Origin of the sequence: Frisingicoccus sp. (assembly GCA_016298055.1) — a bacterium.
In the GTDB taxonomy this organism is placed as follows: domain Bacteria; phylum Bacillota; class Clostridia; order Lachnospirales; family Lachnospiraceae; genus Frisingicoccus.
On record JAEDDO010000012.1, the window covers coordinates 1 to 26442 of the forward strand.

Here is a 26442-nt window from a genome sequence, read left to right on the forward strand (position 1 = left end):
AGAACACTTGGATGCAGGGATATGGAGTTGACGGTTTACGGTCACCAGACTCTGATGGTATCCGCCCAGTGTATTAAAAGAACACTTGAAGGTTGTACAAAACGTCCGGAGATGTTACAATTAACAGACCGTCAGCACAAACATTTTTATGCCTATAATGAATGTGAATTCTGTTACAACCGGATTTATAACGGACTTCCGACAATGCTTATGGACAAAAAGAAGGAATTACTCACCTTACACCCATCCGCCTTTCGAATGCATTTTACAATGGAAAGCGGATCCGAGATCAAGGCGCTGCTTGAAAGTTTCAGAAATATCTATATCCGGGAAATTAATGCTGACAATATACTGAAAGACTTTACCCGCGGGCATTTTACCCGTGGAATTGAATAAGGAGACGAAAAGAATTTTATGGTCAATGTCATTATTCATATTTCAAAATATATATTGGCGATTCTGGCGGCTTCCTACGCCATGAAATGTTTCACTGTATTCAGTGACCGCCATGAATATGACCGGGGACATGTCTATATCGTACAGAATGTTTTAATGTTTTTCATACACTTTATCTGTTATCTGATCATTTATCTGATGACAAAAGATATGAAAATGCTCTATTTTTATGCCGCTCAGGTCGTATTATTTCTCGTAACCCTCATTGTTTACGGTACGGTTTATAAGAATGCTTCCCGACTCATCATTAATAATATGTGTTATCTTCTGATGGTCGGCTTTGTCATTCTGACCCGTCTGGATTTTGATATGGCTATACGACAGTTTGCCATCGCTGTGGCTGCAGTCTGTATCAGCCTGATCATTCCCGCCTTTATCTTAAGGGTACGTGTTGTTGACAAATGGGGAAAATTTTTAGGGATTTTCGGTTTTCTCATGATCGCTTCCGTATTTGTATTCGGAAAAAGTATGTACGGAGCAACAAACTGGATTTCGATCGGAGGTTTCAGCCTTCAGCCATCCGAACTTGCAAAGATTGTTTTCGTATTTTTCATTGCGGCCATGCTGGCAAGAGATACAAGCTTTCGCCAGATTGTGATCACAACAGCGGCAGCCGCCGTATATGTTCTTGTCCTTGTCATTGAAAAGGACCTTGGTGCCGCTGTAATCTTTTTTATTACTTATCTGGTCATGCTTTATGTGGCCACACGCCAGTTCCGTTACATGGCGCTTGGTCTGGCGGCAGGCAGTGGGGCGGCAGTCGTTGCCTATCAGCTGTTTGCTCATGTACGTACACGTGTGATCGCATGGAAAGATCCGTGGGGCAACTATAACGATGCCGGTTATCAGATTGCCCAGTCCTTGTTTGCCATCGGCACCGGAGGATGGTTCGGTATGGGACTTTTTAAAGGCAAGCCGAATACCATTCCTGTTGTTGTCAGTGACTTTGTTTTTTCCGCAATTTCCGAGGAGATGGGTGCATTGTTTGCAATCTGTCTTATCCTCGTCTATTTCAGCTGCTTTTTAATGTTTATCAATATATCCCTTCAGCTGGTCAAACCTTTTTATAAGCTTGTAGCTATGGGATTAAGTACTGCGTACGGTATACAGCTTTTCCTGTGTATCGGCGGTGTTATAAAACTTATTCCTCATACCGGTGTTACCATGCCTCTGATCAGCTATGGCGGAAGCAGTGTATTATCGACAATCATTATTTTTGCAGTCATCCAGGGTCTTTACCTGCTGCGACAAAGAGAGGTGTATATCCTTGAAAACAGACAAAACGAAGGAACCGAAGAAGAGTGTTCACAAAATAAATATTGATGATCTGCCGGATTTGGGAGACGATACAGGTTCACAGATGGGAGACACAAAAGTTTTTATGGATCTTCCTCTGGAAGACGAGGATTTCGAATTTCGTCCGGATTACGATGAATTAGGTCTTTTCGACGAAGATCTTATCCAGGAACCGCTGCCGGCTTCATCCAGACAGAGAAAAAAAGAATCGAATACAGAAAAAGCCCCGTCCGGACAGGCGCCAAAAACGCCAAAAACTCCGAAATCTCCGGATGTACCGGTTTCTGAAAAAAAACGTATAAAGAAATTAGAATTGACACCGGAAGAAATCCGTGTAAAAAAAGAGGACAGAAAAAAAAGACGCAGTCAGAATCCGGAGATTCTGGCAGTCACCTATGTGTTTGCGGCCCTTTTTGTCCTGATGATCGGATATTTTGTTTATTTTAATGCCTTTGTCAGCAAAGATGTAATAAACAGTGCCTACAATGTGCGCATCAATTCCTTTGCCGACTCCATTATCCGCGGAAATATTCTGGCCAGCGACGGTACCGTTCTGGCAGAAACCATCGTCGATGAGAACGGAAATGAAAGCCGCTATTATCCTATGGGACGCATTTTTTCACATGCCGTCGGAACATCGGATATCAATCAGTCCGGTGTCGAACTGGCCCAGAATTTTTATATGCTTCAATCGAATGGTAATCCGCTGCTCAATGCACTCAACGATATCCGCGGCGGAAAAAATCAGGGGGATCAGGTGGTCACCACACTGGATACCGCACTTCAGGAAACGGCCTACAATGCCCTTGGATATAATGATGGTGCGGTGATTGCCATCGAACCTACAACCGGAAAAATCCTTGCCATGGTATCGAAACCGGATTATGACCCGAATACGCTTGTATGGGATTATGATACGATTGTGTCCGAGGAAGGCAACGACATGCTTCTTAATAAAGTCACTTCCGGTCTTTTTATACCCGGATCGATTTTTAAAACACTGACTTCACTCGCCTATATCCGTTCGGGTGCCGACTACAATAATTATTACTACACATGTGAAGGGCAGATCAATCTTGGCGGTGAAGAGTATATTTCCTGTTTTGATCATACTGTTCATGGAGGAGAAAATTTCTGGGAGTCTTATGCTTACTCATGTAATTCATCCTTTGGAAATATCGGTCTCTCCCTGCCTGAAAATCTTTTGAAGGAAACATGTGAAAGTTTATTATTTAACCAACAGCTCCCGACATCCCTGCCACACACAAAGAGTGCGTTCAATATGTCAGAAAATGCCTCAGACTGGGATGTTGCCGCTACATCCATCGGACAGGGCCATACCCAGGTCACACCGCTTCAGATGGCGATGATCACATCCGCCATTGCCAACGGAGGTAATCTGATGAAACCTTACATGGTGGATTCCATTGTGACGGCCGGCGGCGGACGCCGGGTCAAAAAGTTTCTTCCGGAAGCTTATGACCAGATTCTCTCAACTCAGGAAGCGAATCTTCTCAGTCAGCTCATGGAAGGTGTTACAGAATACGGTACAGCATCTTCCCTTTCCGGCTACGGTTATACGGTGGCTGGTAAAACAGGAACAGCCGAAGTCAGCGGCAGAGGCGATAACTCCTGGTTTATCGGTTATGCACCGGCGGAACAGCCGAAGATTGCCATCTGCGTTCTTGTTGAAAATGATGAGGGATATTATGAAAGTGCACTTCCGGTTGCAAATGCACTGCTTCAAAATTACCTGAACCGATAAAATTTTGTTGTATTTGTCCGTAAATGGTTGTATACTTATAACAAAGAGAGAAACACACCCGGAATATGGAGGTACAACCATGACAGAAGCAACAAGCTGTGGCGGTGTGGTTATATTCAGAGGCAAGATTCTTCTGCTTTATAAAAATTATCGAAACAAGTATGAAGGATGGGTGTTGCCAAAAGGTACTGTTGAGGAAGGTGAAGAATACAAAGAAACAGCTATCAGGGAAGTACGGGAAGAGACAGGGGTAAACGCCTCAATTATTAAATATGTTGGGAAAAGTCAATATACATTCAGCACTTCTCAGGATTTAATCGTCAAAGACGTACACTGGTATCTGATGATGTCCGACAGTTATCACAGCAGACCACAACGTGAGGAATATTTTGTGGACTCAGGATATTATAAATACCACGAGGCCTATCATTTGTTAAAATTTTCGAATGAGAAACAGATACTCGAAAAAGCTTATAATGAATATATTGAGCTTAAGAAGAGTAACTTGTGGGGAAATAAAAAATATTTCTGAGAAAGATGTGAATCAGGATTCTATCTTGGAATCCTGATTTTTTCACTTTATTAAAGAAAGAAGGTAGTTAGGATGCTGGAAAAAATGAACCTTGAAAAGAAAATGTCGAAAAAAGAATATAAACACATTATGAAAGAGCTTGAGCCGAGACTGTCTCTGCTTCAACGCAGACAAAAAGATGCGAAAATTCCGGTGATCATCCTGTTCGAAGGCTTTGGTGCTTCCGGAAAAGGAACATTGATCAATGAACTGATCCAACCGATGGATCCAAGATCTTTCAAAGTTTTCACGATTCAAAAACCCGTCGAAGAAGAAACAATGCGCCCTTATTTATGGCGTTTCTGGACAAAACTTCCGGAAAAAGGCCGAATTCACATTTTTGACCGCAGCTGGTATAAGAAAAAAGTAAAATCCTGTGTTGAAAATGAAGGTAAAGTTCCATCGGATAATATTTACCAGGACATTCTGGATTTCGAAGAAGATCTGACAAAGGACGGCATGCTTATCATCAAATTTTTCCTCCACATTTCTCAGAAAGAACAGGCAAAACGTTTTCGAAATCTTGAATCCAATAAAGAAACGGAATGGCGCGTTCATGAAAAAGACTGGAAACACAATCGTGACTATGATAAATGGCTGAAAGCTTATGATGAGATGATACAGAAGACGGATACATCCTTTGCTCCGTGGACCATCGTTGAGGCCACAGACAGGGAGTATGCAAAAGTCAAAATTCTTTCCACCGTAGCGGATATTCTTTCGGAGAGACTCGACAGAGAAGAAAAAGAAGCGAAGCATCCTGCAGATGAAACAAGATCAGAAGCTGTTTTTGATTTTTCATCCTCTGTACTTGACGGTATCGATCTGTCAAAATCTCTGACAAAAACGGTTTATAAGAAAAAATGCAATGAACTTCAAAAACGCATGTCTCTTCTTCACAGTGAACTTTACAAACGCAGAATTCCTATGGTACTTTGTTTTGAAGGATGGGATGCGGGAGGAAAGGGCGGTGCCATACGCCGGCTGACAAAGATGATGGATCCCCGCGGATACGAAGTAATCCCGGTAGCCGCACCGAATACTGTAGAAAAAGGTTATCATTATCTCTGGCGCTTCTGGACTCATATGCCGAAAGCCGGACATGTGGCTATTTTTGACCGCAGCTGGTACGGCCGTGTCATGGTCGAACGAATTGAAGGTTTTTGCTCAGAAGAGGAGTGGAAACGGGCATATAATGAAATTAACCGGATGGAAGCTCAGCTCGCTGATGCGGGTGCCATTGTTATTAAATTCTGGATGCATATTGATCCGGATGAACAGAAACGCCGTTTTGAAGAGCGGATGGAAAATCCGGCAAAACAATGGAAGATCACAGAAGAAGACTGGCGAAACCGTGAAAAATGGGATGACTATGTAAAAGCGGTTGACGAGATGATTTTAAGAACATCCACCAGTTATGCCCCATGGGTCATTGTGGAAGGCAACGATAAACTTTATGCCCGTGTCAAAGTACTCGAGACGGTCATTGAGGCTATTGAAGAAAAATTAAAATAAAGAGGAGATTTTTATGAAAAGAATTGATGAATTCCCAACGACGGAAATTGACGGAATAAGTGTACGCGGAGGACATGTTCTTCCGTTCGGAGCCACCCTGATGGAAAATGGCGGCATCAATTTTTCCATCAACTCGGCAGATGCAACAGGATGTACCCTTTTACTGTTTCATGCCGGTGAGAAGGAACCCTATGCAAGACTTCCCTTTCCGGAAGCCTTTCGGGTCGGAAATAATTATTCTATGATCGTTTACGACCAGAATCCGGAGACTCTGGAATATGCCTACAGTTTTGACGGCAGATGGGATCCGGAAAAGGGCTATCGGTTCCGATCCGAAGATCAGCTTCTTGATCCTTATGCAAAACTGGTATCCGGGCGGGATATCTGGGGTAAAAATGAAGACCCTGTTTCATGGAGAGGAAGGATCATCCGGGAAGATTTTGACTGGGAAGATGACCGCCAGCTGGAAATTCCTATGGAGGATCTGATCATCTATGAACTGCATGTCCGTGGATTTACGGCAGATCCAAAAAGCGGTATTAAAAGAAAAGGAACCTTTGCGGGTATTGTTGAGAAAATCCCATATTTGAAAGAACTCGGGGTAAACTGTATTGAACTGCTCCCTATTTTCGAATATGACGAGATGGAGATGAAACAGATTGTAGATGGACATCGGGTTTATAACTACTGGGGCTATTCAACGCTCTGCTTTTTTGCTCCGAAATCCGGCTATGCCGCTTCCGGACCTTATGCGCTTGCTGCTGACGAATTGAAAAACATGGTTAAACAACTTCATAAAAACGGAATCGAAGTCATTCTGGATGTTGTTTTCAACCATACCGGAGAAAGGGGCAGCGACGGTCCTACCATCAATTACAAGGGAATTGATAACCGTACATATTATCTGCTTGATGAGCATGGAGAATACTGCAATTACAGTGCCTGCGGCAACACGGTCAACTGCAATAATGCTGTCGTGAGAAATCATATTCTCGACTGTCTGCGTTACTGGGTATCCAATTACCATATCGATGGTTTCCGATTTGATGAGGCACCGATCTTATCCAGAGATACGAAGGGAAATCCTATGGCCAATCCGCCTTTATTGGAAGCACTGGCGCATGATCCGATTCTTGCAAAGACAAAACTGATCGCAGAAGCTTGGGATGCAGCCGGTCTTTATCAGGTAGGAAGTTTTCCGGCTCCGGACAAATGGGCCGAATGGAACGCCCAGTTTCGTGAATGTATCCGGCATTTCATAAAGAGTGATGCCTATGTGGGACCGGAGTTAATTTACCGTCTGCAGGGATCACCGGATATTTATCCGAATCGAAAAACTCACGCTACAGTCAATTATGTGACCTGCCACGACGGTTTTACAATGAATGATATGGTCTCTTATAACTGGAAACACAACATGGCCAATGGGGAATACAATCGTGACGGCATTGACAGTAATGTGAGCTGGAACTGCGGAGAAGAGGGTCCGACAAAAAATCCTGAGATTGAAGCGCTTCGAAATCGTCAGGTCAAAAACGCATGTGCTCTTCTTTTACTGAGTAGAGGTGTTCCAATGCTTCTGTCCGGTGATGAATTCCGCAACACTCAGGATGGAAACAACAACGTCTACTGTCAGGACGGACCAATCTCCTGGCTGAATTGGGATGATCTCGACACCCATAAAGATGTTTTTGATTTTTATCGCTCGATGATCCGCCTTAGAAACGAACATCCGGTGCTTCGAAAAGAATCCCATTTTTCCGGACATAACGGCAGCGGATATCCGGAATTATCTTTCCACAGTGAAAAGCCGTGGATGCTTGATATGGGAAGACCTTTTCATGTTTTCGGGTTTATGTACGCAGAACCTGTGTCCGATTTTAAAGTATCTGAAGATACATTTATCTATTGCGGTGTCAACGCTCACTGGGAAGAACATGAGATGATTCTTCCGGATCTTCCTGAAGGAATGAAGTGGTACAAATATCTTTACTCCGCTGACAACAATCACGATGACCATCCGTCTGTCGGACAGACCATAAAACTTACATCAAGAAGTCTTATGGTATTGATTGGAAAACGTTAGATTATGGAGGGAACCATCAGCTATGTCAACAAATAAGATGACGAACAGTGACATCATTAAAAAAATATATATTAAACTGCTTCCGGTGCAGGTTATGGTTGCGATCGTAGCAGCCTTAAATACACTGGTCGACAGTATTATTGCAGGAAATTTTCTCGGCAAAGAGGTTATGGCGGCCATGGGATTATTCTCTCCGGTCATGACCATTTTCGGATTGTCCTACGTGATCAGTGTGGGTGCCCAGATCCTTTGCTGTAAACATATCGGACAGGGTGAATCAAAAAAATTAATTTCCCTGTTCTCCACCTGTGTTGTATTTTTAGGAAGTATCAGCATTATTTTTTCTGCGCTCATGATCATTTTCCGGTATCCTCTGGCAGGATTTCTGGGAGCCACAGGTCAAAGCCGGGATTTTCTTGCACAATACATCTTTGGTATTTCCTTTGGATTGGTCGGCCAGGTCATGATGAATATGCTCATGTGCTTTTTATCCCTCAATAATAAGATAAAACTTTCCTACATCGGTATGGGCATCATGGGTGGTCTCAATGTGGGACTGGATATTCTGCTCGTATGCGTACTCCAGATGGGTGCTTTCGGCATGGGACTTGCCACATCAATCAGCCATCTCGTTACAGGCATCCTGCTTTTTATAAGTTTTTTGAAAAAAGATCAGACTGTCTATTTTCAATTTGGTAATTTCTGTTTCGGACGTCTCGGAGAAGCAGCAATTCTTGGAATGCCGTCAGCCATGTTTACCATCGGTGCTACGATCAAAGCTTATTCGATGAATGCGACCCTTTTATCGGTAGGCGGACTTGACGCAGCGGCGGCAATGGCTGTTCAGGGAAATGTCTGCAGTTTTGTCGGTGCACTCCCGAGCGGCATTGGAGGAACCACTTTGATGCTCAGCGGCATTTATTATGGCGAAGAAGACCAGGAATCCATGAAGCAGGTTTTGAAACAATCTCTCAGAATCGGTATCTTTGTGACTGTCATAGGAATGGCAGCGATTATTGCCTTTTCAGGGCCTATAGCCAGCCTTTTCTATACAAAAGGCGAAGCTGTCTGGCTTCTTACCCGCCGGATGCTGATACTTTTCCCGGGCTTTCTTGTATTCAATGCGATTTTTAATATTTTCACCAAAATATACCAGAGCCAGGGACAGATGACATTTACAAATGTTTTAAGCGTTGCGGAAAATCTCATTATGGCAGGTATCGCAATGGTCGCAGCACCATTCTTTGGATGTGATGCCGTATGGCTTTCTTTTTCGGCAAGTGATCTGTTATGCCTTATCCTCATCGCCATCTCCGTGTTCATAAAAAGCGGCAAAATCACCTTCCGTCCGGAAGACTGGCTTAAGATGGATAAAGCATCTTGTATACCGCCGGAAGATCGAATGGCATTTACACTGCATTCTATGGAGGATGTTATCAATATTTCAGAGAAAATCGTTGATTTCTGCGATGAAAAAGGTATAAATCCAAAATACAGCTACATTGCAGGCCTGTGCATGGAGGAAATGGCAGGAAACATTGTAACCTACGGCTTTAAACCATCAAAGAAAAATTCCATTGATATCCGCCTGATGTATAAAGAAGGAAAGGTTATTCTCAAAATAAGAGATGACTGTCAGCAATTCGATCCAAAATCACGAATGGAACAGTACTTCCCTGAAGATCCGTTAAAAAATATCGGTATCCGAATGATCGGAAAACTGGCATCCGATATCGATTACAAAAACAATATTGGTCTGAATGTTTTGACAATTACCATTGGGGACGGAGTTTGTGGCTCGGCTCATTAATTTAATTACCCATTCATCGATCAACTTGTTTTATTGCGGAACTGATCACGGTTCTGGAAATACCGGTGAGACGGCTGAGCTGACGTACCGAAATCCCCAATTTTGATAATTGTTTTAGATACGCGTTTCTTTGAAAAAGTTCCAGATGCTGGAAATCCGAAGGGGAATTACAGGATGTGATTGTTTGAATGATTTTGAGAGCATCTTGATCAAAAAGACGCGAAGAGGGATAATACTCTAAACATCTTTGTTCCGAAATCGTGTGCAGGTATTGGATGCATTCTACATGATCTGAAAACAGAGTCAACGTTGTATCAATATCAATAAAAGAAGTATTCGAAACGGCATAATCGTGGTAACTGCTCCATGGGTAAGTTCCCGGTGCCGTTTCGAGTCCCGCAAGAAGAGGATTTTGATGAATATATCGAAATACCGTTTTGAAATAAATCATATCATTGATAGGTTCGCTCTTGTATCTGTCTTGAAATAAGTAGCCTGTGCGCTCATATTTTTGGTTATACCATCGGACAAATTTCACTTCTATTTTTTTCATAATAATGTCAAGATTAACGCTTGTATGTTGTATGAGCAGATGAACGTGATTATCCATCAAACAATAGGCATACAGCTTAAAATGACATATTTCTTTATAATATTTCAAAATATCAATGAATTGTAAATAATCATACCGATCTTCGAAAATAATTTGCTGATTGACACCGCGCAAAATGACATGGTAAGTACACAAGCTGCTCTGTTGTCTTGCTTTTCTCGGCATAAAAAACTCCTTTTTTAATTGGATTAATTTGGAAAAATCGTTGAAAAGAAATGTAATAAATAAAAAAAACAGGCCATTGCTTTCAATCTGTTAAAATAGCCTGATGAGATGAATATAAGAAAAAACTTAGAGCCATAAGGGACAATAAAAAAGCCAGAAACACCGTCCCCAATGGAAAACGCACCCGACGGGAATCGAACCCACGCACATGGCTCCGGAGGCCATTGCTCTATCCACTGAGCTACGGGTGCAAGTAGTATTCTACTATATTATTTTGAAAATTGCAATGCCTTTTTGAACAAAAATAAAGGAAACCACCGTCCCCATTGACGGGATAGGGGTTTTTTGATACAATGAGAGAGATAAAAAGGAGGAATATTATGAAGACAAGCCCTGGTAAGACAGTACTTATTGTTATTTTATCGATTATAGTCATCGCAGCAGGAATTGCCGGTATTATTTTTTCCGTGAAAGATAAATCCAAAGAGACAAAGACACAGGCGGACCAGCCTTCTGAGAGTGTTGTTATCAGTGAAGATGAGATTTCAAAGGATCACTTATTGAAGGATAAGTATCCGGAAGTTAATCTTCTGATCAAAAAGTACCGTGATGCACTGACAAACGGAGATGTCAACAGTCTGAAGGAGGTCTATAATACAGAAGATACGATCAGCAGTGATGTTCTTTCATCTACTTCAGAAGTCATTGAAGGTTATTCGAATACGACCTGTTATACGAAACGCGGTCTTGAAGAAAACTCTTACTTTGTTTTTATCTATGATCACTTGAAGATTCATGATATCAGCACAACTGTACCGAATCTTACGATGGTGTACGTAAAAACTTCACCGGAGGGAGCGCTTTACATTTACCGCGGTGAGAAAAATCCTTCAACAGGTGCCTACGAATATGACGCAGCAACACTCCAGTATATTCAGCAGTTATATGAGGATGAGGAAGTGGTCGAACTCATGACAACCGTATATCATGAGAAAGAAGAAGCATGTGCCAAGGATGAAGCACTGAAAAATTTTGTTAACGGTCTTTCTACACCGGAAACAGAAAGTCTGCCTGAAACAGGAGAGTCCCAGACGGAAACATCCACAGATCAGACAGAATCCCAGCCGGAAGAAACTGCAGAAACGGTGGCTGCTGAATAATAAAAGATTTTATCCGGCATATTTACAGCGGACAAAAGGTTTCTATTGCCAATGATGAGGAATAGAAACCTTTTTCTTTCATTGAGTATGAATTAACAAAGAAAAGGAATGACAGGAAGAATGGAAAAAATCCGATTAAACAAATATTTAAGCGCTCAGGGCATATGTTCCCGTAGAGAGGCTGACCGATACATAGAAGAGGGTAAAGTTTCGATCAACGGTCACACAGCATCGATGGGTGAAAAAGTTGACGGAACAGAGGACATTTATTTTGACGGAAGAAAAGTAAATGGAGATGAAGAGAAAAAGATCCTTCTTGCCATGAATAAGCCGGCAGGTATTGTCTGTTCAAGCAAAGAGAAAGATAATATTATTGACTATTTAAATTATCCGCAGCGCGTTTACCCGGTAGGCCGTCTTGATAAGGAGTCCACCGGTCTTATTCTTCTGACAAATGACGGTGAGCTTATGAATTCGGTTTTAAAAGCCCGCAACTATCATGAAAAGGAATATGAGGTCCGTGTTCAAAGCCGGATAACGGCAGATTTTCTCCGGGGTATGAGCCAGGGGGTATGGCTTGAAGAACTGGGACAGAAAACCCGTCCGTGTAAAATCAAGAAAATCGACGCCTACACCTTCCGAATTATCCTGACCCAGGGTCTTAACCGCCAGATCCGCCGCATGTGCGCATATTTTGGATATCGGGTGGTTACATTAAAACGTATCCGCATTATGAATATTGAGCTGGGAGACCTTAAAGAAGGGGAATGGCGCGAAGTCAAAGGTCATGAACTGAAAACATTAAGAGGAGGGTTGTCTCATGAGTGATTTGATCCGTGAGATGCGCGAACTGGTAAAGGAACTGAATCTTGCATCCCGTGCCTATTACCAGGAATCCCGCGAAATAATGACAAACTATGAATATGATAAAGGATATGACCGACTGCTGGAACTTGAGAAAATGACCGGCGTCACCCTGGCAGATTCCCCGTCGATTCATGTAGGATATGAGGTATTAAGTGATCTTCCGAAAGAAAACCATGAATCGCCCATGTTGTCTCTCGACAAAACAAAGGATGTTTCGGCACTGCAGACATGGATCGGCAATCACACCGGACTTTTATCCTGGAAACTGGACGGTCTTACCATCGTTCTTACTTACCGGGACGGTGAACTCTTTAAAGCCGTCACACGAGGAAACGGCATCACAGGCGAAGTCATCACAAATAATGCAAAAGTTTTTAAGAATATTCCCCATCGGATCCCTTACAGAGGTGAACTGGTCCTTCGCGGTGAAGCTGTGATTAAATATTCGGATTTTGAAAAAATCAACGCATCCATCGATTCCGTCGATGCCAAATATAAAAATCCGAGAAATCTGTGCAGCGGCTCTGTGCGCCAGTTAAACAATGAGATCACCTCAAAAAGAAGTGTTTTCTTCTTCGCATTTACTCTGGTCAGACAGAATCCGGATATTGAAACAAATTCCCGGAAAGAACAGATGGAATGGCTGCAGAGTCAGGGATTTGAGACGGTTGAATATAAAATTGTCAACAAGGAGAATATCGAAGACACTGTTTTGTGGTTTTCCGAACATATAGAGACAAATGACCTTCCTTCCGACGGGCTTGTTCTCACCTTTGATGACATTGCCTACAGCCGGTCGCTCGGCGCAACCGCAAAATTTCCGAGAGATTCGATCGCTTTTAAATGGGCAGATGAAACCGAAAAAACCCATTTGCTGGAAGTAGAGTGGAGCGCCTCACGAACCGGACTTATCAATCCTGTGGCCATTTTCGAACCGGTACAGCTGGAAGGAACGACCGTTTCAAGAGCAAGTATTCACAACGTCAGCATTGTGGAGAGTCTCCAGTTAGGCCTGGGTGATGAGCTGCTGGTCTATAAAGCCAATATGATCATTCCCCAGATCAGTGAAAATCTGACACGAAGCGGCACGCTTGAAATCCCGTCACTTTGCCCGGTCTGCCACCAGCCGACAAAAATTTTAAAAGAAAATGATGTCAAAGTCCTTACCTGTCCGAATCCGGAATGCGAAGCGAAACACATCAAACGGCTGACTCTGTTTGTTTCCCGGGATGCCTTTAATATCGAAGGCCTTTCAGAGGCAACACTGGAAAAATTTGTCCAGAAAGGTTTTATCCAGAGTCTGGAAGATATTTTTCATCTTGACCGGTATAAAGATGAAATTATCGGTATGGAAGGTATGGGAGAAAAATCTTATACAAACCTTATTCAGGCAATCGAAAAATCAAAGAAGATACCGACGGCGCGTTTTATTTACAGCCTTGGAATAAGCGGTGTGGGCCTTTCCAATGCGAAACTTATCTGCCGATATTTTAAGGACGATATTCAAGCCATCATGTCTGCATCCGAAGAAGATATGACAGCAATTGAAGGCATCGGACCGGTTATCGCCAGAAACTTTGAAGCCTTTTTCTCGAATGAAAAATCCCGGAAAGAAGCAGATGCACTTCTCAAGGAGATTCAATTGGAAAAAGAAGAAATATCTGAAGATTCAAAGATTTTTGAAGGAAAAACCTTTGTCATCACAGGCAGTGTCCATCATTTTTCCAACCGCAATGCGCTCAAAAGTCTCATTGAATCAAAGGGCGGAAAGGTTGCCGGTTCCGTATCCTCAAAAACCCACTATCTGATCAATAATGATGCCGAATCCACATCATCAAAAAACAAAAAAGCAAGGGAACTTGGCATCCCGATCTTAACCGAAGATGATTTTCTTAAATTATTGCAGTAAAGAAGTACATCGGCTGTCAATTTACAGTATAATTGAGAAAAACTGTATTGACAGCCGTGAAATTCAGTGGTATTCTATGACCATAAATCCGAGTAATTTAGTCGGATATATTTGAGGTGAGAGGATGAAACTTTCAACAAAGGGCCGTTATGGTCTGAGAGCAGCTGTGGCTCTGGCTATGTACGCAAAAGATGAGCCGGTTTCCATCAGCACAATTGCCGCCAGAGAGGAATTGTCTGAGAGTTATCTGGAACAGCTTTTTGCCAAATTAAAAAAAGCCGGTTTAGTACACAGTATTCGAGGAACAAATGGCGGTTATCAATTATCCAGACCTGCCGAAGATATCTCTGTAGGCGATGTCCTTCGGGCACTTGAAGGGAATATGGTCATTGTGGACTGTCCCGACAGTGAAAGTCAGTGTGCGAAGTACGGTTCCTGTGTCACAAAATATGTATGGAAGCGTATTAATAATAGTATTAATGATACGATGGATGCCATAACTTTGGAGGAACTTGTACTCAACAGTGACGGAATGACAGAGCAAAAAGGACAAAAAGCCTATTGTTCAAAATAATTAATGAATGGAGACGAAAAAAATGGATAACAAAGTGATTTATCTGGATCATGCCGCTACAACAGCGACACGTCCGGAAGTTGTCGAAGCAATGCTGCCTTATTTTACAGAAAATTATGGAAACCCTTCCACGGTTTACGAACTTGGTTCCAAAAATAAATCCGCGGTCACACATAGCCGTGAGACGATTGCCAAAGCACTTGGAACAGACGCTGCCAACATTTATTTTACAGCCGGCGGTTCAGAAGCAGATAACTGGGCACTTGTTGCAACAGCTGAAGCTTACAAGAATAAAGGAAACCATATTATCACATCAAAAATCGAACATCATGCCATTCTTCACACATGCGAATATCTTGAGAAAGAGCGCGGATATGAAGTAACTTATATCGATGTGGATGAAAACGGTATCATTAAACTTGACGAATTAAAGAAAGCAATCCGTCCGACAACAATTTTAATCTCTGTCATGTTTGCCAATAATGAAATCGGTACAATTCAGCCGATCAAAGAAATCGGAGCAATTGCCAGAGAACACGGTATCCTTTTTCATACAGATGCTGTCCAGGCTTTCGGACAGATACCGATCGATGTTGACGAATTAAATATTGATATGCTCAGTTCCAGCGGACACAAACTGAATGGTCCGAAAGGCATCGGTTTTCTCTATATCCGCAAGGGTGTAAAGATCCGTTCCTTTATCCACGGCGGTGCACAGGAACGTAAACGCCGGGCCGGAACAGAGAATGTACCGGGCATTGTCGGCTTTGGTAAAGCTGTCGAAATTGCAATAGCAACGATGGACAAACGCATCAAACAGGAAACCGAACTGAGAGATTATCTCATCGACCGTATTCTTGCCGAAGTACCGTACACACGCCTGAACGGTGACAGAGAACGCCGTCTTCCGAATAACGCCAACTTCAGTTTCCAGTTTATTGAAGGTGAATCCCTTCTTATCATGCTGGATATGGCAGGCATTTGCGGTTCCAGCGGTTCTGCCTGTACTTCCGGATCTCTTGATCCGTCCCATGTTCTTCTTGCCATCGGTCTGCCGCACGAGATCGCTCACGGTTCTCTGCGTCTGACACTGGGCGAAGACAATACCCGTGAAGAAATGGACTATGTTGTTGAAAAGATTAAAGGCATTGTCGAACGTTTGAGATCAATGTCACCATTATACGAAGATTTTGTAAAGGCACATAAATAGGAGGATTAAAATATGTACAGTGAAAAAGTAATGGATCATTTCCAGAATCCAAGAAATGTAGGAGAAATTGAGAATGCCAGCGGTGTGGGAACTGTTGGAAACGCAAAATGCGGAGATATTATGCGTATCTATTTTGATATCGACGAAAACCAGGTTATTCAGGATGTAAAATTCAAAACATTCGGATGCGGTGCAGCTGTTGCTACAAGCAGTATGGCAACAGAACTTGTCAAAGGCAAAACAATTTATGAAGCTCTTGAAGTTACCAACAAGGCTGTTATGGAAGCCCTTGACGGTCTGCCTCCGGTAAAAGTACACTGTTCACTTCTTGCAGAAGAAGCAATTCATGCGGCTCTGTGGGATTATGCTGAGAAAAACGGCATCAAGATTGAAGGTCTTTCAAAACCAAAGTCCGATATCGGAGAAGAAGAAGAGGAAGAAGATTATTAATCTATGAGCAATAAAAAAGTCATTGTGGGGATGTCCGGAGGTGTGGATTCATCTGTGGCGGCTCTTCTTCTGAAACAACAGGGCTATGATGTGGTCGGTGTAACGATGCAGATCTGGCAGGACGAAGAGCAGGCCATCCAGGAAGAAAACGGCGGATGCTGCGGACTTAGTGCGGTGGATGATGCCCGGCGTGTGGCAGATCGTCTGGATATTCCTTATTATGTTATGAATTTTAAGCAGGAATTCAAAGACTGGGTCATAGAAGATTTTGTGCAGGAATATTTTCGGGGGCGTACCCCGAATCCCTGCATTCGATGCAATCGTTATGTGAAGTGGGAAGCCCTTTTACATCGAGCTCTTTCCATCGGCGGTGATTATATTGCCACCGGTCACTATGCAGGGGTCGTCAAACTTCCGAATGGTCGTTATACGTTAAAGAAAGCCCCTTCACGCAAAGATCAGACCTACGCACTTTACAATCTGACTCAGGAACAGTTATCCCGTACACTCATGCCGGTAGGCGATTACACAAAGGATGAGATTCGAAAGATTGCCGAGGATTTTGGACTTCCGGTTGCTTCCAAACCGGACAGTCAGGATATCTGTTTTATACCTGATGGAAATTATCAGAAATTCCTGTACGAATATACGGGCAAGAAACTTCCGGAAGGCAATTTTGTCGATCAGGCAGGGAATATCATTGGTACACACAAAGGTATTACCCACTATACGATCGGCCAGAGAAAAGGACTGAATCTGTCTATGGGCCATCCCGTATTTGTCACGGAAATCCGTCCGGAGACGAATGAAGTCGTTATCGGTAATAACGAGGATGTGTTCCGTTCATCCCTTACTGCTTCGAATGTGAACTGGATGTCTGTGGAATGCCCGAAACCGGGAGAAGAAGTGCGTGTTCATGCAAAAGTCCGCTATGCCCACGCGGGAGCCATGGCAACCGTATCCATGACAAAAGACGGTCTGCTCCGCTGTACATTTGATGAACCTCAGCGTGCCATCACACCGGGTCAGGCTCTTGTCATGTATGACGGTGACCATGTTGTCGGTGGCGGAATTATCGAAAACATTTTGAAATAACGAAAAGAGGGATTGCTATATGATGTGGACACGTTCAGAATTAAAACAGCGTGCGAAAGTCAGTTTTAAGCGGTATTATTGGTCAGCAGTGGCGGTATGTTTTATTATTTTAGTACTCCAGTTTTTAACAGGCAATGGAGGTACAGCACCGACAGCAACCTACAAGATTAACGGAAATACCGTTTATGAACAGGATGCTGCCGTATCCCAGACACAGGACTACGTTGAACGTTACGTCCTCTCTGAATCGGGAATGGGCATGCTTTCCGCTTTTTTATCAACCGGATTAGCTTTTTATGCGGTGATCATCATCCTGCTTCAGATTGCTTTAAATTATTTTATTTTTAATCCTCTGTATGTGGGAATGGCAAGTTTCTTTTACAGGAGCCGAAAAGAAAAAATGAGTGTGGGAGAGTTGGCTTTTCCTTTTAACAAAGATTATTTTGTGCCGGTAGTAAAGACCATGTTTTTTGTAAAACTTTATACGTTTCTCTGGACATTGCTCTTTATCATTCCGGGAATCGTCAAGAGTTATTCTTACCGGATGGTACCTTATATTCTTTCCGAAACCCCGAATCTTTCCACAAAGGATGCCATCCAGCTCAGTAAAGATATGACACAGGGACACAAGCTGAATATCTTTATTTTAGATCTCTCATTTTTCGGATGGGCCCTGCTCGGTGCGATCACCTTTGGACTGACAGATATTTTCTATACGCTTCCTTACCGTGAAGCAACCGAAGCAGAACTTTATGCCGTTTTAAGAGATCCTTTTATAAAGGCATCTTCTGAGGCTGACGTTTTCTAAAAATTGTATAGTATTTAAAGCCGAGACTTTTTAAAAGATCCTCGGCTTTTTTAAAGTCATAAGCAATATGCTCCGGTTTATGAGCATCCGAGCCGATGGTGATCTTTTCACCGCCAAGTTCCCGGTACCGGCTTAAAATATCCGCCTGAGGATTTGGCTGTCCGAGACCGTATTTGTAACCGGCTGTATTAATTTCTAAAGCCAGTCCCTCACGAATAATTGCTTTTAAAACCTCATCGAGAATTTCTTTATACATTTTATAAGTATAATTTTCATTTTTCCGGGGAGCATAACGAATCAGATAGTCAATGTGGGCATAGGTATCAAAATTTTTGAAGGCAGCAATGTTGTCCACGATTGTCTGAAAATATTTTCCGCAGATTTCTTCTACTGAACGATCTTCCCAGAATCTTTTCTCATAAGGATCACCGTGGATCATCGAAACCGGGGCTTTCCCGTATTTTTGTATATAGTCTATATCTTCTTTATACCATGGTGCCGGAATAAGATGGGAAGAACCGATGATAAAATCGAAATCATAACTTTCGGCTATTTTTTCATATCTGTCGGCCAGATGGGGCATCAGACCAAATTCGATTCCAAAGAGAACCTCGATTTGCTTTCTGTAAACATCCTGTAATTCCTTTATTTTTTTTTGATAGGCATCCAGATCCACTTCAAAAATAACTTTACCGTCTTCCGGCGGATATTCGTAATCCAGATGTTCTGTAAAGCATATCGTCTTTACCCCTTTTTCAATGGCTCCCTCAATCATCGATTCCATGGAACTTTCTGAATCCGAAGAAAAAGCTGAGTGCATATGAATATCACTTGTGATCATTTGTCGAACCTCCTTGTTTTGTTTAAACTAAATATAGTAGACTTTGTACAAGATGTCAAACAATTAGCAGAATATTAACAATTAACTTGAATTTTATTCATGAATTGGGTAAAATAGAAGTATCTTAATTTATATTTATATTGAGGAGGAAGTATACTATGGCAGTAAGAGTAGCAATTAATGGATTTGGACGTATTGGACGTTTAGCATTCCGTCAGATGTTTGGTGCTGAGGGATATGAAGTTGTGGCAATCAACGATTTAACAAGCCCGGCTATGCTGGCACACCTGTTAAAATATGATTCTTCACAGGGAAGATATGCACTGGCTGATAAGGTTACAGCAGGTGAAGATTCCATCACAGTTGACGGTAAAGAAATCCGTATCTATGCTTTCCCGGATGCAAACAATTGTCCATGGGGCGAATTAAAGGTTGACGTTGTTCTTGAATGTTCCGGATTCTACACATCCAAAGATAAAGCACAGGCTCATATCAATGCAGGTGCTCGTAAAGTTGTTATTTCCGCACCAGCTGGAAACGACTTACCAACAATCGTTTACAACACAAACCATGAAACATTAAAAGCAGAAGATACTATTATTTCTGCAGCATCCTGTACAACAAACTGTCTGGCACCTATGGCAGATGCATTAAATAAATATGCACCGATCCAGTCCGGTATCATGTGTACAATCCATGCATATACAGGTGATCAGATGACACTTGACGGCCCACAGAGAAAAGGTGATTTAAGACGTTCTCGTGCAGCTGCAGTGAATATCGTTCCAAACTCCACAGGTGCAGCAAAAGCTATCGGTCTTGTAATTCCTGAACTGAACGGCAAACTCATCGGTTCCGCTCAGCGTGTTCCTACACCAACAGGTTCTACAACTATTTTAACAGCTGTTGTTAAAAAAGAAGGCGTAACAAAAGAAGGTATCAATGAAGCTATGAAAGCAGCTGCTAACGAATCCTTCGGTTACAATACAGATGAGATCGTATCTTCCGATATCGTTGGTATGACATATGGTTCTCTGTTCGATGCAACACAGACGATGGTTTGCCAGATTTCTGATGATTTATACGAAGTTCAGGTTGTATCCTGGTATGATAACGAAAACAGCTATACAAGCCAGATGGTTCGTACAATCAAATATTTCTCTGAATTAGCATAATTCAGCTTGACCATAAAGGTCCGGTCCAAAGGGCCGGATCTTTTTAAGTATTATCGGGACAAAAACTTATGTCCCGGCAAAAAATAAAAATATGGAGGCAGAAAGCCATGGGATTAAATAAAAAATCTGTTGATGATATCAATGTAAAAGGAAAACGGGTACTTTGCCGCTGCGATTTTAACGTTCCGTTAAAAGATGGTGTTATTACAGACACAAACCGTCTGACAGCCGCTCTTCCTACAATCAAAAAATTAATAAATGACGGTGGAAAAGTTATTTTATGTTCTCATCTCGGAAAACCAAAGGGTGAACCAAAACCGGAACTTTCGCTTGCACCGGTAGCTGTTAAACTTTCCGAATTACTCGGTCAGGAAGTAAAATTTGCTGCTGACAACGAAGTTGTCGGACCGAATGCAAAGGCTGCTGTGGAAGCTATGAAAGAGGGCGATGTGATCCTTCTTGAAAACACACGTTACCGTATCGAAGAGACAAAGAACGGCGAAGCCTTCAGCAAAGATCTTGCTTCTATCTGTGATGTTTTCGTTAACGACGCATTTGGAACAGCACACCGTGCACATTGCTCAAACGTAGGTGTTACAGAATATGTAGATACATGTGCTGTAGGTTACCTGATGCAGAAAGAAATCGATTTCCTCGGAAATGCAGTTAACAACCCGGTAAGACCTTTTGTTGCTATTTTAGGCGGTGCTAAAGTTGCAGACAAACTCAACGTTATTTCCAACCTGCTTGAAAAATGCGATACTTTGATCATTGGCGGCGGTATGGCTTACACATTCCTCAAAGCTCAGGGCTATGAGATCGGTACATCTTTAGTAGATGATTCTAAAATTGATTACTGTAAAGAGATGATGGACAAGGCAAAAGCACTTGGAAAGAATCTTTACTTACCTATCGATACAACAATTGCAAAGGATTTCCCAAATCCAATCGATGCCGAAATCCCTGTAACTGTTGTACCTGCAGATGCGATTCCGGCAGATATGCAGGGTCTTGATATCGGTACAGCAACTGCAGAAAAATATGCAGATGCCGTAAAGAGTGCAAAGACCGTTGTATGGAACGGACCGATGGGTGTATTTGAGAATCCTATTCTCGCAAAAGGAACGATTGCTGTTGCAAAAGCTCTGGCTGAAACAGATGCAACAACGATTATCGGCGGCGGAGATTCCGCAGCTGCAGTTAACCAGCTTGGATTTGGAGATCAGATGACACATATCTCCACAGGCGGCGGTGCATCTCTGGAATTCCTTGAAGGAAAAGATTTACCTGGTGTTGTAGCAGCTGACGATAAATAAGAGAGGATTTGAAATATGCGTAGAAAAATTGTTGCAGGAAACTGGAAAATGAACATGACACCTTCTCAGGCTGTTGCTCTGATTGAAGAATTAAAACCATTAGTTGTCAGCGAAGACGTTGATGTTGTATTTTGTGTACCGGCCATCGATATTATCCCTGCTGTAGAGGCATGCAAAGGAACAAATATCCATATCGGTGCTGAAAATATGTACTTTGAAGAAAAGGGTGCTTTTACAGGTGAGATCGCACCGGATATGCTGACAGACGCAGGTGTGGAATATGTTATTCTCGGTCACTCCGAACGCCGTGAATATTTTGCAGAAACAAATGAAACTGTAAACAAAAAAGTGCTTAAAGCTTTTGAACACGGATTAACTCCGATCATCTGCTGCGGCGAATCTCTGACTCAGAGAGAGCAGGGAATCACCATTGACTGGATCCGTCAGCAGATTAAAATTGCTTTCCTGAATGTTACAGCTGATCAGGCTGCAAAAGCTGTCATCGCTTATGAACCGATCTGGGCTATCGGAACAGGCAAGGTGGCAACAACCGAACAGGCAGAAGAAGTATGTGCAGCCATCCGTCAGTGCATCAAAGAGCTTTACGGATCCGATACAGCAGAAGCTATCCGCATCCAGTACGGCGGAAGCGTATCCGCTGCAAGCGCACCGGAACTTTTTGCACAGCCAGATATTGACGGCGGTCTTGTCGGCGGTGCCAGCCTTAAAAAAGATTTTGGAGCTATCGTAAACTACAAATAATCACTCCGATACTATTCAGTCCGATTGTAAAAAATACAATCGGGCTGTTTTTTTGTCCATATTTTTGAGGAAAACTATTGACTATTGGTGCAAAAGATATATAATATAAATATATGAACAATTAATCATATGAACTATTTTTGAAAGGGGATATATATTATGAAAAAGAAATTTAAATTAATCGACCTGGATTGCGCCAATTGTGCAGCAAAAATGGAGGATGCAATTAAAAAGATCGACGGTGTGGAAGATGCTTCCGTCAGCTTCATGACACAGAAGATGACCATCACAGCCGAAGAAGATCAGTTCGACCGTATTATGAAAGAAGTCGTAAAAGTCTGCAATAAAGTCGAGCCGGACTGCCAGATCGTCTTATAAGAGGAGGGTATCATGACAAAAAAACAAAAGAACATGTTGGCCCGTATTATTATTGCAGCACTCATCTTTGTACCGCTTTTTATTGCTGAGCATATGGGAAAGCTGGAATTTAATTTCCGTCTTCCTCTGGCATTCCTTTTGTTTTTGATTCCTTATCTTATTGTCGGATGGGATATTTTGTATCGTGCTGTAAGAAACATACGCAATGGCCAGATTTTTGATGAAAACTTTCTTATGTGCATTGCCACTTTTGGAGCATTTGCCGTTCGGGAATATGAGGAAGCTGTCGCCGTTATGCTTTTTTATCAGGTAGGTGAGTTGTTTCAGAGTTATGCTGTCAACCGGTCACGCCAGTCTATTTCGGATCTTATGAACATTTATCCGGAATATGCCAACATTGAAGTGAACGGTGAACTCGAACAGGTCGACCCGGATGATGTTGAGATCGGCAGCACCATTGTCATCAAACCGGGAGAACGTATTCCTCTGGATGGCATTGTCCTTTCCGGAACTTCTTTTGTGGACACATCGGCCCTGACAGGTGAATCGGTACCAAGGAAGGTTTCCGAGGGAGAAGAGATCATCAGCGGCTGTGTCAACGGAAATGGCCTTCTCAAAGTCCGCGTCACGAAGGAATTCGATGATTCCACCGTATCAAAGATTCTCGAGCTGGTAGAGAATGCCAGCAGCAAAAAAGCTAAAGTTGAGAACTTTATTACAAAATTTGCACGTTACTATACACCGGTCGTTGTCATCGGAGCAGCCGCATTGGCTGTCATTCCTCCGATTGTTCTCGGCGGCGGATGGCAGGACTGGATGCTTCGCGCCTGCAGTTTTCTCGTCATCTCATGTCCATGTGCCCTTGTTATCTCCGTTCCGTTAGGATTCTTCGGCGGCATCGGTGCCGCATCCCGCATTGGTGTCCTTGTTAAAGGAAGTAACTATCTTGAGGCACTCGCAAAGATGAACACGATCGTTTTTGACAAAACAGGTACGCTGACTAAAGGCGAATTTAAAGTCAATGGTATTTATCCCGTATCCATGGCGGAACAGGAACTGATTGAGACGGCAGCACTTGCTGAGTGTTATTCCGAACATCCGATCGGAGCAGCCCTTCGTCAGGCTTATGGAAAACCTGTCCATACAGAACGGGTAACAGATGTTAAGGAGATTGCCGGACAGGGCATCGAAGCCCTCATTGACGGGCATAACGTTCTCGCAGGCAATGCAAAACTGATGAACACATATGCGGTTGATTTTACAGAAAATAAAGAGATTGGTACCATTGTCTATGTGGCTGTTGATCATGTCTATGCCGGTTCTGTTCTCATTTCCGATGAGATCAAACCAAGAGCAAAAGAAGCACTGGCCGCTTTAAAAACAAGCGGTGTGAAAAAGAGCGTCATGCTGACAGGAGATAAAGAAGATGTGGGTCAGGCAGTTGCCAGGGAACTTGGTATCGATACCGTATTTGCGGATCTCCTCCCGGCAGATAAAGTAACAAAGGTTGAAGAGCTTTTAAATTCTCTCTCTGATAAGGAAAAACTGGCATTTGTCGGTGACGGCATTAATGACGCACCTGTCCTTTCCCGTGCAGACATCGGTATTGCCATGGGCAGTATGGGATCCGATGCAGCCATCGAGGCGGCGGATATCGTTCTTATGGACGATGATCCTTTAAAAATCGCATCGGTTATCCGGATCGCCCGGAATACACTTGGCATTGTCACACAGAATATTGTTTTTGCCCTCAGTGTCAAGGGAATCATATTGATCTTAGGTGCCATGGGTATTGCCAATATGTGGGCAGCGGTTTTTGCAGATGTGGGTGTGGCTGTTCTTGCCATTTTAAATTCCATGAGAGTTATGAAAATGAAATAAGGAAAGATTATGAAAGGCCTTGTAATTTTACAGGGCCTTTGATACTATAAGTATTGTGGGGAAATATTTTTTCAATAAAAGGTTATAATAATTTCAGAAAGTAACAGGTGATAACATGAATAAAAAACCGACAGTATTAATGATTCTTGACGGCTATGGATTGAATGATAAGGAAGAAGGCAATGCAGCAGTTAAAGCCAACAGTCCTGTTCTTGACAGCCTCAAAAAAGATTATCCTTTTGTAAAGGGATATGCCAGCGGAATGGCCGTAGGTCTTCCGGAAGGTCAGATGGGAAACTCTGAAGTCGGTCATCTCAATATTGGTGCCGGACGAATTGTTTACCAGGAATTAACACGCATCACAAAAGAAATCCAGGATGGAACTTTTTTTGAAAATGAAGCATTGATGGCGGCAGTCAACAACTGCAAGGCGAATGATTCTTCACTTCATCTTTTCGGCCTTTTGTCCGATGGCGGTGTTCACAGTCATAATACCCATCTTTACGGTCTTCTTGAACTTGCAAAGAGAAATGGTCTTGAAAAAGTTTATGTTCACTGTTTCCTTGATGGCCGTGACACACCTCCGGCTTCCGGAAAGGATTATGTAGAAGAACTTGAGAATAAGATTAAAGAAATCGGTACAGGCGCAATTGCCTCTGTATCCGGACGTTATTATGCCATGGACCGGGATAATCGCTGGGATCGTGTTCAGAAAGCCTACGAGGCAATTCGTTACGGCAAAGGTGAACTGGCAGAAGATGCGGTACAGTCTGTAGCGGATTCTTACGCAAAAGAAGTAACGGATGAATTTATGCTCCCTACCGTCATCACAAAAGACGGAAAACCGACAGCCACTGTAAATGACAAGGATTCTGTGATTTTCTTTAATTTCCGTCCGGATCGTGCCCGCGAACTGACACGCGCTTTCTGCAGTGATGATTTTGACGGATTCGACCGGGGTGAAAGAGCCGATGTGGTTTATGTATGCTTCACAGAATATGATGTGACTATTCCGAATAAGCTGATCGCTTTCCATAAAGTTTCCATCACAGAAACATTTGGCGAGTATCTGGCTGAACATGGAAAAACACAGGCCAGAATTGCTGAAACCGAAAAATATGCCCATGTCACATTTTTCTTTAACGGCGGCGTAGAGGCACCGAATCCGGGAGAAGATCGTATTCTTGTCAACTCACCGAAGGTAGCCACCTATGATCTTCAGCCGGAGATGAGTGCCTATGAAGTATGTGACCGGCTTGTTGAAGCGATTCATTCCGGCAAATATGATGTGATCATTATCAATTTTGCCAACCCGGATATGGTCGGTCATACCGGTGTGCAGGAAGCTGCCATCAAAGCTGTGGAAGCTGTGGATGTCTGCGTGGGACGTGCAGTGGAGGCTTTAAAAGAAGAAGAGGGTGTTATGTTTATCTGTGCCGATCATGGAAACTGTGAGCAGCTCATCGACGAGACGACCGGAGAGCCATTTACAGCGCATACAACCAATCCGGTGCCATTTATCCTTGTAAATGCAGATCCTTCCTACAAACTTCGTGAAGGCGGATGTCTGGCAGATATCGTACCGACTCTGATCGAACTTATGGGCATGGAACAGCCGTCAGAAATGACAGGTAAGTCTCTGCTAGTGAAGAGTTTTTGATATTTTCCCCAAATCCACTTGACAAACCGTTCATTTCTATTTAGGATATAAGAAGTGAATTGCGATGAACAGAAGTAGT

General features: G+C 42.8%; 22 protein-coding genes, 1 tRNA gene and 1 pseudogene. 21 read left to right on the forward strand and 3 right to left on the reverse strand.

Annotated elements, in window-relative coordinates; genetic code table 11:
- The 7 genes and pseudogenes from QZZ35_RS02240 to QZZ35_RS02270 form a co-directional block, all read left to right on the forward strand.
- A pseudogene (locus QZZ35_RS02240) lies at window positions 1-396 on the forward strand (U32 family peptidase); the annotation flags it as partial.
- 18 nt (window positions 397-414) lie between these two features.
- Complete coding sequence (locus QZZ35_RS02245; protein WP_291235972.1) at window positions 415-1779, forward strand: FtsW/RodA/SpoVE family cell cycle protein; 1365 nt, start codon at window positions 415-417, stop codon at window positions 1777-1779.
- Window positions 1724-3517, forward strand: coding sequence for a peptidoglycan D,D-transpeptidase FtsI family protein (locus tag QZZ35_RS02250; RefSeq protein ID WP_291235973.1), 1794 nt, complete (start codon window positions 1724-1726; stop codon window positions 3515-3517). The genes QZZ35_RS02245 and QZZ35_RS02250 overlap by 56 nt, the downstream gene beginning before the upstream one ends.
- A 79-nt stretch (window positions 3518-3596) precedes the next feature.
- Window positions 3597-4049, forward strand: a complete 453-nt coding sequence (locus tag QZZ35_RS02255) for an NUDIX hydrolase (protein WP_291235974.1) — start codon at window positions 3597-3599, stop codon at window positions 4047-4049.
- Window positions 4050-4121: 72 nt separating this feature from the next.
- Window positions 4122-5603: a polyphosphate:AMP phosphotransferase gene (pap, locus tag QZZ35_RS02260; protein WP_291235975.1), complete on the forward strand. Its 1482-nt coding sequence runs from the start codon at window positions 4122-4124 to the stop codon at window positions 5601-5603.
- A 13-nt stretch (window positions 5604-5616) separates the two neighbouring features.
- A complete protein-coding gene (locus tag QZZ35_RS02265; RefSeq protein ID WP_291235976.1) occupies window positions 5617-7689 on the forward strand; it encodes a glycogen debranching protein in 2073 nt (690 codons plus the stop codon).
- Window positions 7690-7711: 22 nt separating this feature from the next.
- Window positions 7712-9499 carry an MATE family efflux transporter gene (locus QZZ35_RS02270; RefSeq protein WP_291235977.1) on the forward strand — a complete coding sequence of 596 codons (1788 nt, stop codon included), beginning with the start codon at window positions 7712-7714 and terminating at the stop codon, window positions 9497-9499.
- A gap of 13 nt (window positions 9500-9512) precedes the next feature.
- Here the strand turns inward: QZZ35_RS02270 and QZZ35_RS02275 are convergent, their stop codons facing one another.
- Entirely contained in the window at window positions 9513-10277 is a 765-nt protein-coding gene (locus QZZ35_RS02275) for a transposase (RefSeq protein WP_291235978.1), read from the reverse strand.
- Between the two features lie 179 nt (window positions 10278-10456).
- Window positions 10457-10528 (reverse strand) — tRNA-Arg (locus tag QZZ35_RS02280).
- 129 nt (window positions 10529-10657) lie between these two features.
- Here QZZ35_RS02280 and QZZ35_RS02285 point away from each other — a divergent pair.
- The 8 genes from QZZ35_RS02285 (at window position 10658) to QZZ35_RS02320 (ending at window position 18350) form a co-directional block, all read left to right on the forward strand.
- Complete coding sequence (locus tag QZZ35_RS02285; protein WP_291235979.1) at window positions 10658-11437, forward strand: hypothetical protein; 780 nt, start codon at window positions 10658-10660, stop codon at window positions 11435-11437.
- A 120-nt stretch (window positions 11438-11557) separates the two neighbouring features.
- Window positions 11558-12265 (forward strand): pseudouridine synthase, encoded by a 708-nt coding sequence (locus QZZ35_RS02290; RefSeq protein ID WP_291235980.1) that lies wholly within the window; start codon window positions 11558-11560, stop codon window positions 12263-12265.
- Window positions 12258-14213 carry an NAD-dependent DNA ligase LigA gene (gene ligA / locus QZZ35_RS02295; protein ID WP_291235981.1) on the forward strand — a complete coding sequence of 652 codons (1956 nt, stop codon included), beginning with the start codon at window positions 12258-12260 and terminating at the stop codon, window positions 14211-14213. Before QZZ35_RS02290 ends, ligA begins: the two co-directional genes overlap by 8 nt.
- 124 nt (window positions 14214-14337) lie before the next feature.
- Window positions 14338-14787, forward strand: a complete 450-nt coding sequence (locus QZZ35_RS02300; protein WP_291235982.1) for an RrF2 family transcriptional regulator — start codon at window positions 14338-14340, stop codon at window positions 14785-14787.
- Window positions 14788-14809: 22 nt separating this feature from the next.
- Window positions 14810-15997 carry a cysteine desulfurase NifS gene (nifS, locus tag QZZ35_RS02305; protein WP_291235983.1) on the forward strand — a complete coding sequence of 396 codons (1188 nt, stop codon included), beginning with the start codon at window positions 14810-14812 and terminating at the stop codon, window positions 15995-15997.
- Between the two features lie 12 nt (window positions 15998-16009).
- Window positions 16010-16447 (forward strand): Fe-S cluster assembly scaffold protein NifU, encoded by a 438-nt coding sequence (nifU, locus tag QZZ35_RS02310; RefSeq protein WP_291234048.1) that lies wholly within the window; start codon window positions 16010-16012, stop codon window positions 16445-16447.
- 3 nt (window positions 16448-16450) lie between these two features.
- Window positions 16451-17542: a tRNA 2-thiouridine(34) synthase MnmA gene (gene mnmA, locus QZZ35_RS02315; protein WP_291235984.1), complete on the forward strand. Its 1092-nt coding sequence runs from the start codon at window positions 16451-16453 to the stop codon at window positions 17540-17542.
- Between the two features lie 19 nt (window positions 17543-17561).
- Window positions 17562-18350: a DUF975 family protein gene (locus tag QZZ35_RS02320; protein WP_291235985.1), complete on the forward strand. Its 789-nt coding sequence runs from the start codon at window positions 17562-17564 to the stop codon at window positions 18348-18350.
- Here QZZ35_RS02320 and QZZ35_RS02325 read toward each other — a convergent pair.
- The gene (locus tag QZZ35_RS02325) at window positions 18316-19191 is read right to left on the reverse strand and encodes a histidinol-phosphatase HisJ family protein (RefSeq protein ID WP_330635431.1); all 876 of its coding nucleotides are present in this window, start codon (window positions 19189-19191) and stop codon (window positions 18316-18318) included. The genes QZZ35_RS02320 and QZZ35_RS02325 overlap by 35 nt on opposite strands.
- Before the next feature lie 158 nt (window positions 19192-19349).
- Between QZZ35_RS02325 and gap the strand changes: the two genes are divergently transcribed.
- The 6 genes from gap to gpmI all read left to right on the forward strand — a co-directional run bounded on the left by gap (window position 19350) and on the right by gpmI (window position 26363).
- Window positions 19350-20366 (forward strand): type I glyceraldehyde-3-phosphate dehydrogenase, encoded by a 1017-nt coding sequence (gene gap / locus QZZ35_RS02330; protein ID WP_291235986.1) that lies wholly within the window; start codon window positions 19350-19352, stop codon window positions 20364-20366.
- Between the two features lie 107 nt (window positions 20367-20473).
- Window positions 20474-21682: a phosphoglycerate kinase gene (locus QZZ35_RS02335; protein ID WP_291235987.1), complete on the forward strand. Its 1209-nt coding sequence runs from the start codon at window positions 20474-20476 to the stop codon at window positions 21680-21682.
- A 15-nt stretch (window positions 21683-21697) separates the two neighbouring features.
- A complete protein-coding gene (tpiA, locus tag QZZ35_RS02340; RefSeq protein WP_291235988.1) occupies window positions 21698-22444 on the forward strand; it encodes a triose-phosphate isomerase in 747 nt (248 codons plus the stop codon).
- Between the two features lie 159 nt (window positions 22445-22603).
- Complete coding sequence (locus tag QZZ35_RS02345) at window positions 22604-22822, forward strand: cation transporter (protein ID WP_291234043.1); 219 nt, start codon at window positions 22604-22606, stop codon at window positions 22820-22822.
- Window positions 22823-22834: 12 nt separating this feature from the next.
- Window positions 22835-24703, forward strand: a complete 1869-nt coding sequence (locus tag QZZ35_RS02350) for a heavy metal translocating P-type ATPase (protein WP_291235989.1) — start codon at window positions 22835-22837, stop codon at window positions 24701-24703.
- Window positions 24704-24818: 115 nt separating this feature from the next.
- Complete coding sequence (gpmI, locus tag QZZ35_RS02355) at window positions 24819-26363, forward strand: 2,3-bisphosphoglycerate-independent phosphoglycerate mutase (protein ID WP_291235990.1); 1545 nt, start codon at window positions 24819-24821, stop codon at window positions 26361-26363.
- Window positions 26364-26442: the final 79 nt, after the last annotated feature.

What these genes read in the sequence shown, in the direction of transcription:
- QZZ35_RS02275 (WP_291235978.1), bottom strand. Translation starts at nt 10,277, where the DNA reads ATGCCGAGAAAAGCAAGACAACAGAGCAGCTTGTGTACTTACCATGTC.
- QZZ35_RS02265 (WP_291235976.1), top strand. Translation starts at nt 5,617, where the DNA reads ATGAAAAGAATTGATGAATTCCCAACGACGGAAATTGACGGAATAAGT.
- QZZ35_RS02350 (WP_291235989.1), top strand. Translation starts at nt 22,835, where the DNA reads ATGACAAAAAAACAAAAGAACATGTTGGCCCGTATTATTATTGCAGCA.
- nifU (WP_291234048.1), top strand. Translation starts at nt 16,010, where the DNA reads ATGTACAGTGAAAAAGTAATGGATCATTTCCAGAATCCAAGAAATGTA.
- QZZ35_RS02285 (WP_291235979.1), top strand. Translation starts at nt 10,658, where the DNA reads ATGAAGACAAGCCCTGGTAAGACAGTACTTATTGTTATTTTATCGATT.
- gpmI (WP_291235990.1), top strand. Translation starts at nt 24,819, where the DNA reads ATGAATAAAAAACCGACAGTATTAATGATTCTTGACGGCTATGGATTG.
- QZZ35_RS02325 (WP_330635431.1), bottom strand. Translation starts at nt 19,191, where the DNA reads ATGATCACAAGTGATATTCATATGCACTCAGCTTTTTCTTCGGATTCA.
- QZZ35_RS02320 (WP_291235985.1), top strand. Translation starts at nt 17,562, where the DNA reads ATGATGTGGACACGTTCAGAATTAAAACAGCGTGCGAAAGTCAGTTTT.
- ligA (WP_291235981.1), top strand. Translation starts at nt 12,258, where the DNA reads ATGAGTGATTTGATCCGTGAGATGCGCGAACTGGTAAAGGAACTGAAT.
- mnmA (WP_291235984.1), top strand. Translation starts at nt 16,451, where the DNA reads ATGAGCAATAAAAAAGTCATTGTGGGGATGTCCGGAGGTGTGGATTCA.
- QZZ35_RS02345 (WP_291234043.1), top strand. Translation starts at nt 22,604, where the DNA reads ATGAAAAAGAAATTTAAATTAATCGACCTGGATTGCGCCAATTGTGCA.
- QZZ35_RS02245 (WP_291235972.1), top strand. Translation starts at nt 415, where the DNA reads ATGGTCAATGTCATTATTCATATTTCAAAATATATATTGGCGATTCTG.
- pap (WP_291235975.1), top strand. Translation starts at nt 4,122, where the DNA reads ATGCTGGAAAAAATGAACCTTGAAAAGAAAATGTCGAAAAAAGAATAT.
- QZZ35_RS02255 (WP_291235974.1), top strand. Translation starts at nt 3,597, where the DNA reads ATGACAGAAGCAACAAGCTGTGGCGGTGTGGTTATATTCAGAGGCAAG.
- QZZ35_RS02270 (WP_291235977.1), top strand. Translation starts at nt 7,712, where the DNA reads ATGTCAACAAATAAGATGACGAACAGTGACATCATTAAAAAAATATAT.
- QZZ35_RS02335 (WP_291235987.1), top strand. Translation starts at nt 20,474, where the DNA reads ATGGGATTAAATAAAAAATCTGTTGATGATATCAATGTAAAAGGAAAA.
- QZZ35_RS02300 (WP_291235982.1), top strand. Translation starts at nt 14,338, where the DNA reads ATGAAACTTTCAACAAAGGGCCGTTATGGTCTGAGAGCAGCTGTGGCT.
- QZZ35_RS02290 (WP_291235980.1), top strand. Translation starts at nt 11,558, where the DNA reads ATGGAAAAAATCCGATTAAACAAATATTTAAGCGCTCAGGGCATATGT.
- gap (WP_291235986.1), top strand. Translation starts at nt 19,350, where the DNA reads ATGGCAGTAAGAGTAGCAATTAATGGATTTGGACGTATTGGACGTTTA.
- tpiA (WP_291235988.1), top strand. Translation starts at nt 21,698, where the DNA reads ATGCGTAGAAAAATTGTTGCAGGAAACTGGAAAATGAACATGACACCT.
- nifS (WP_291235983.1), top strand. Translation starts at nt 14,810, where the DNA reads ATGGATAACAAAGTGATTTATCTGGATCATGCCGCTACAACAGCGACA.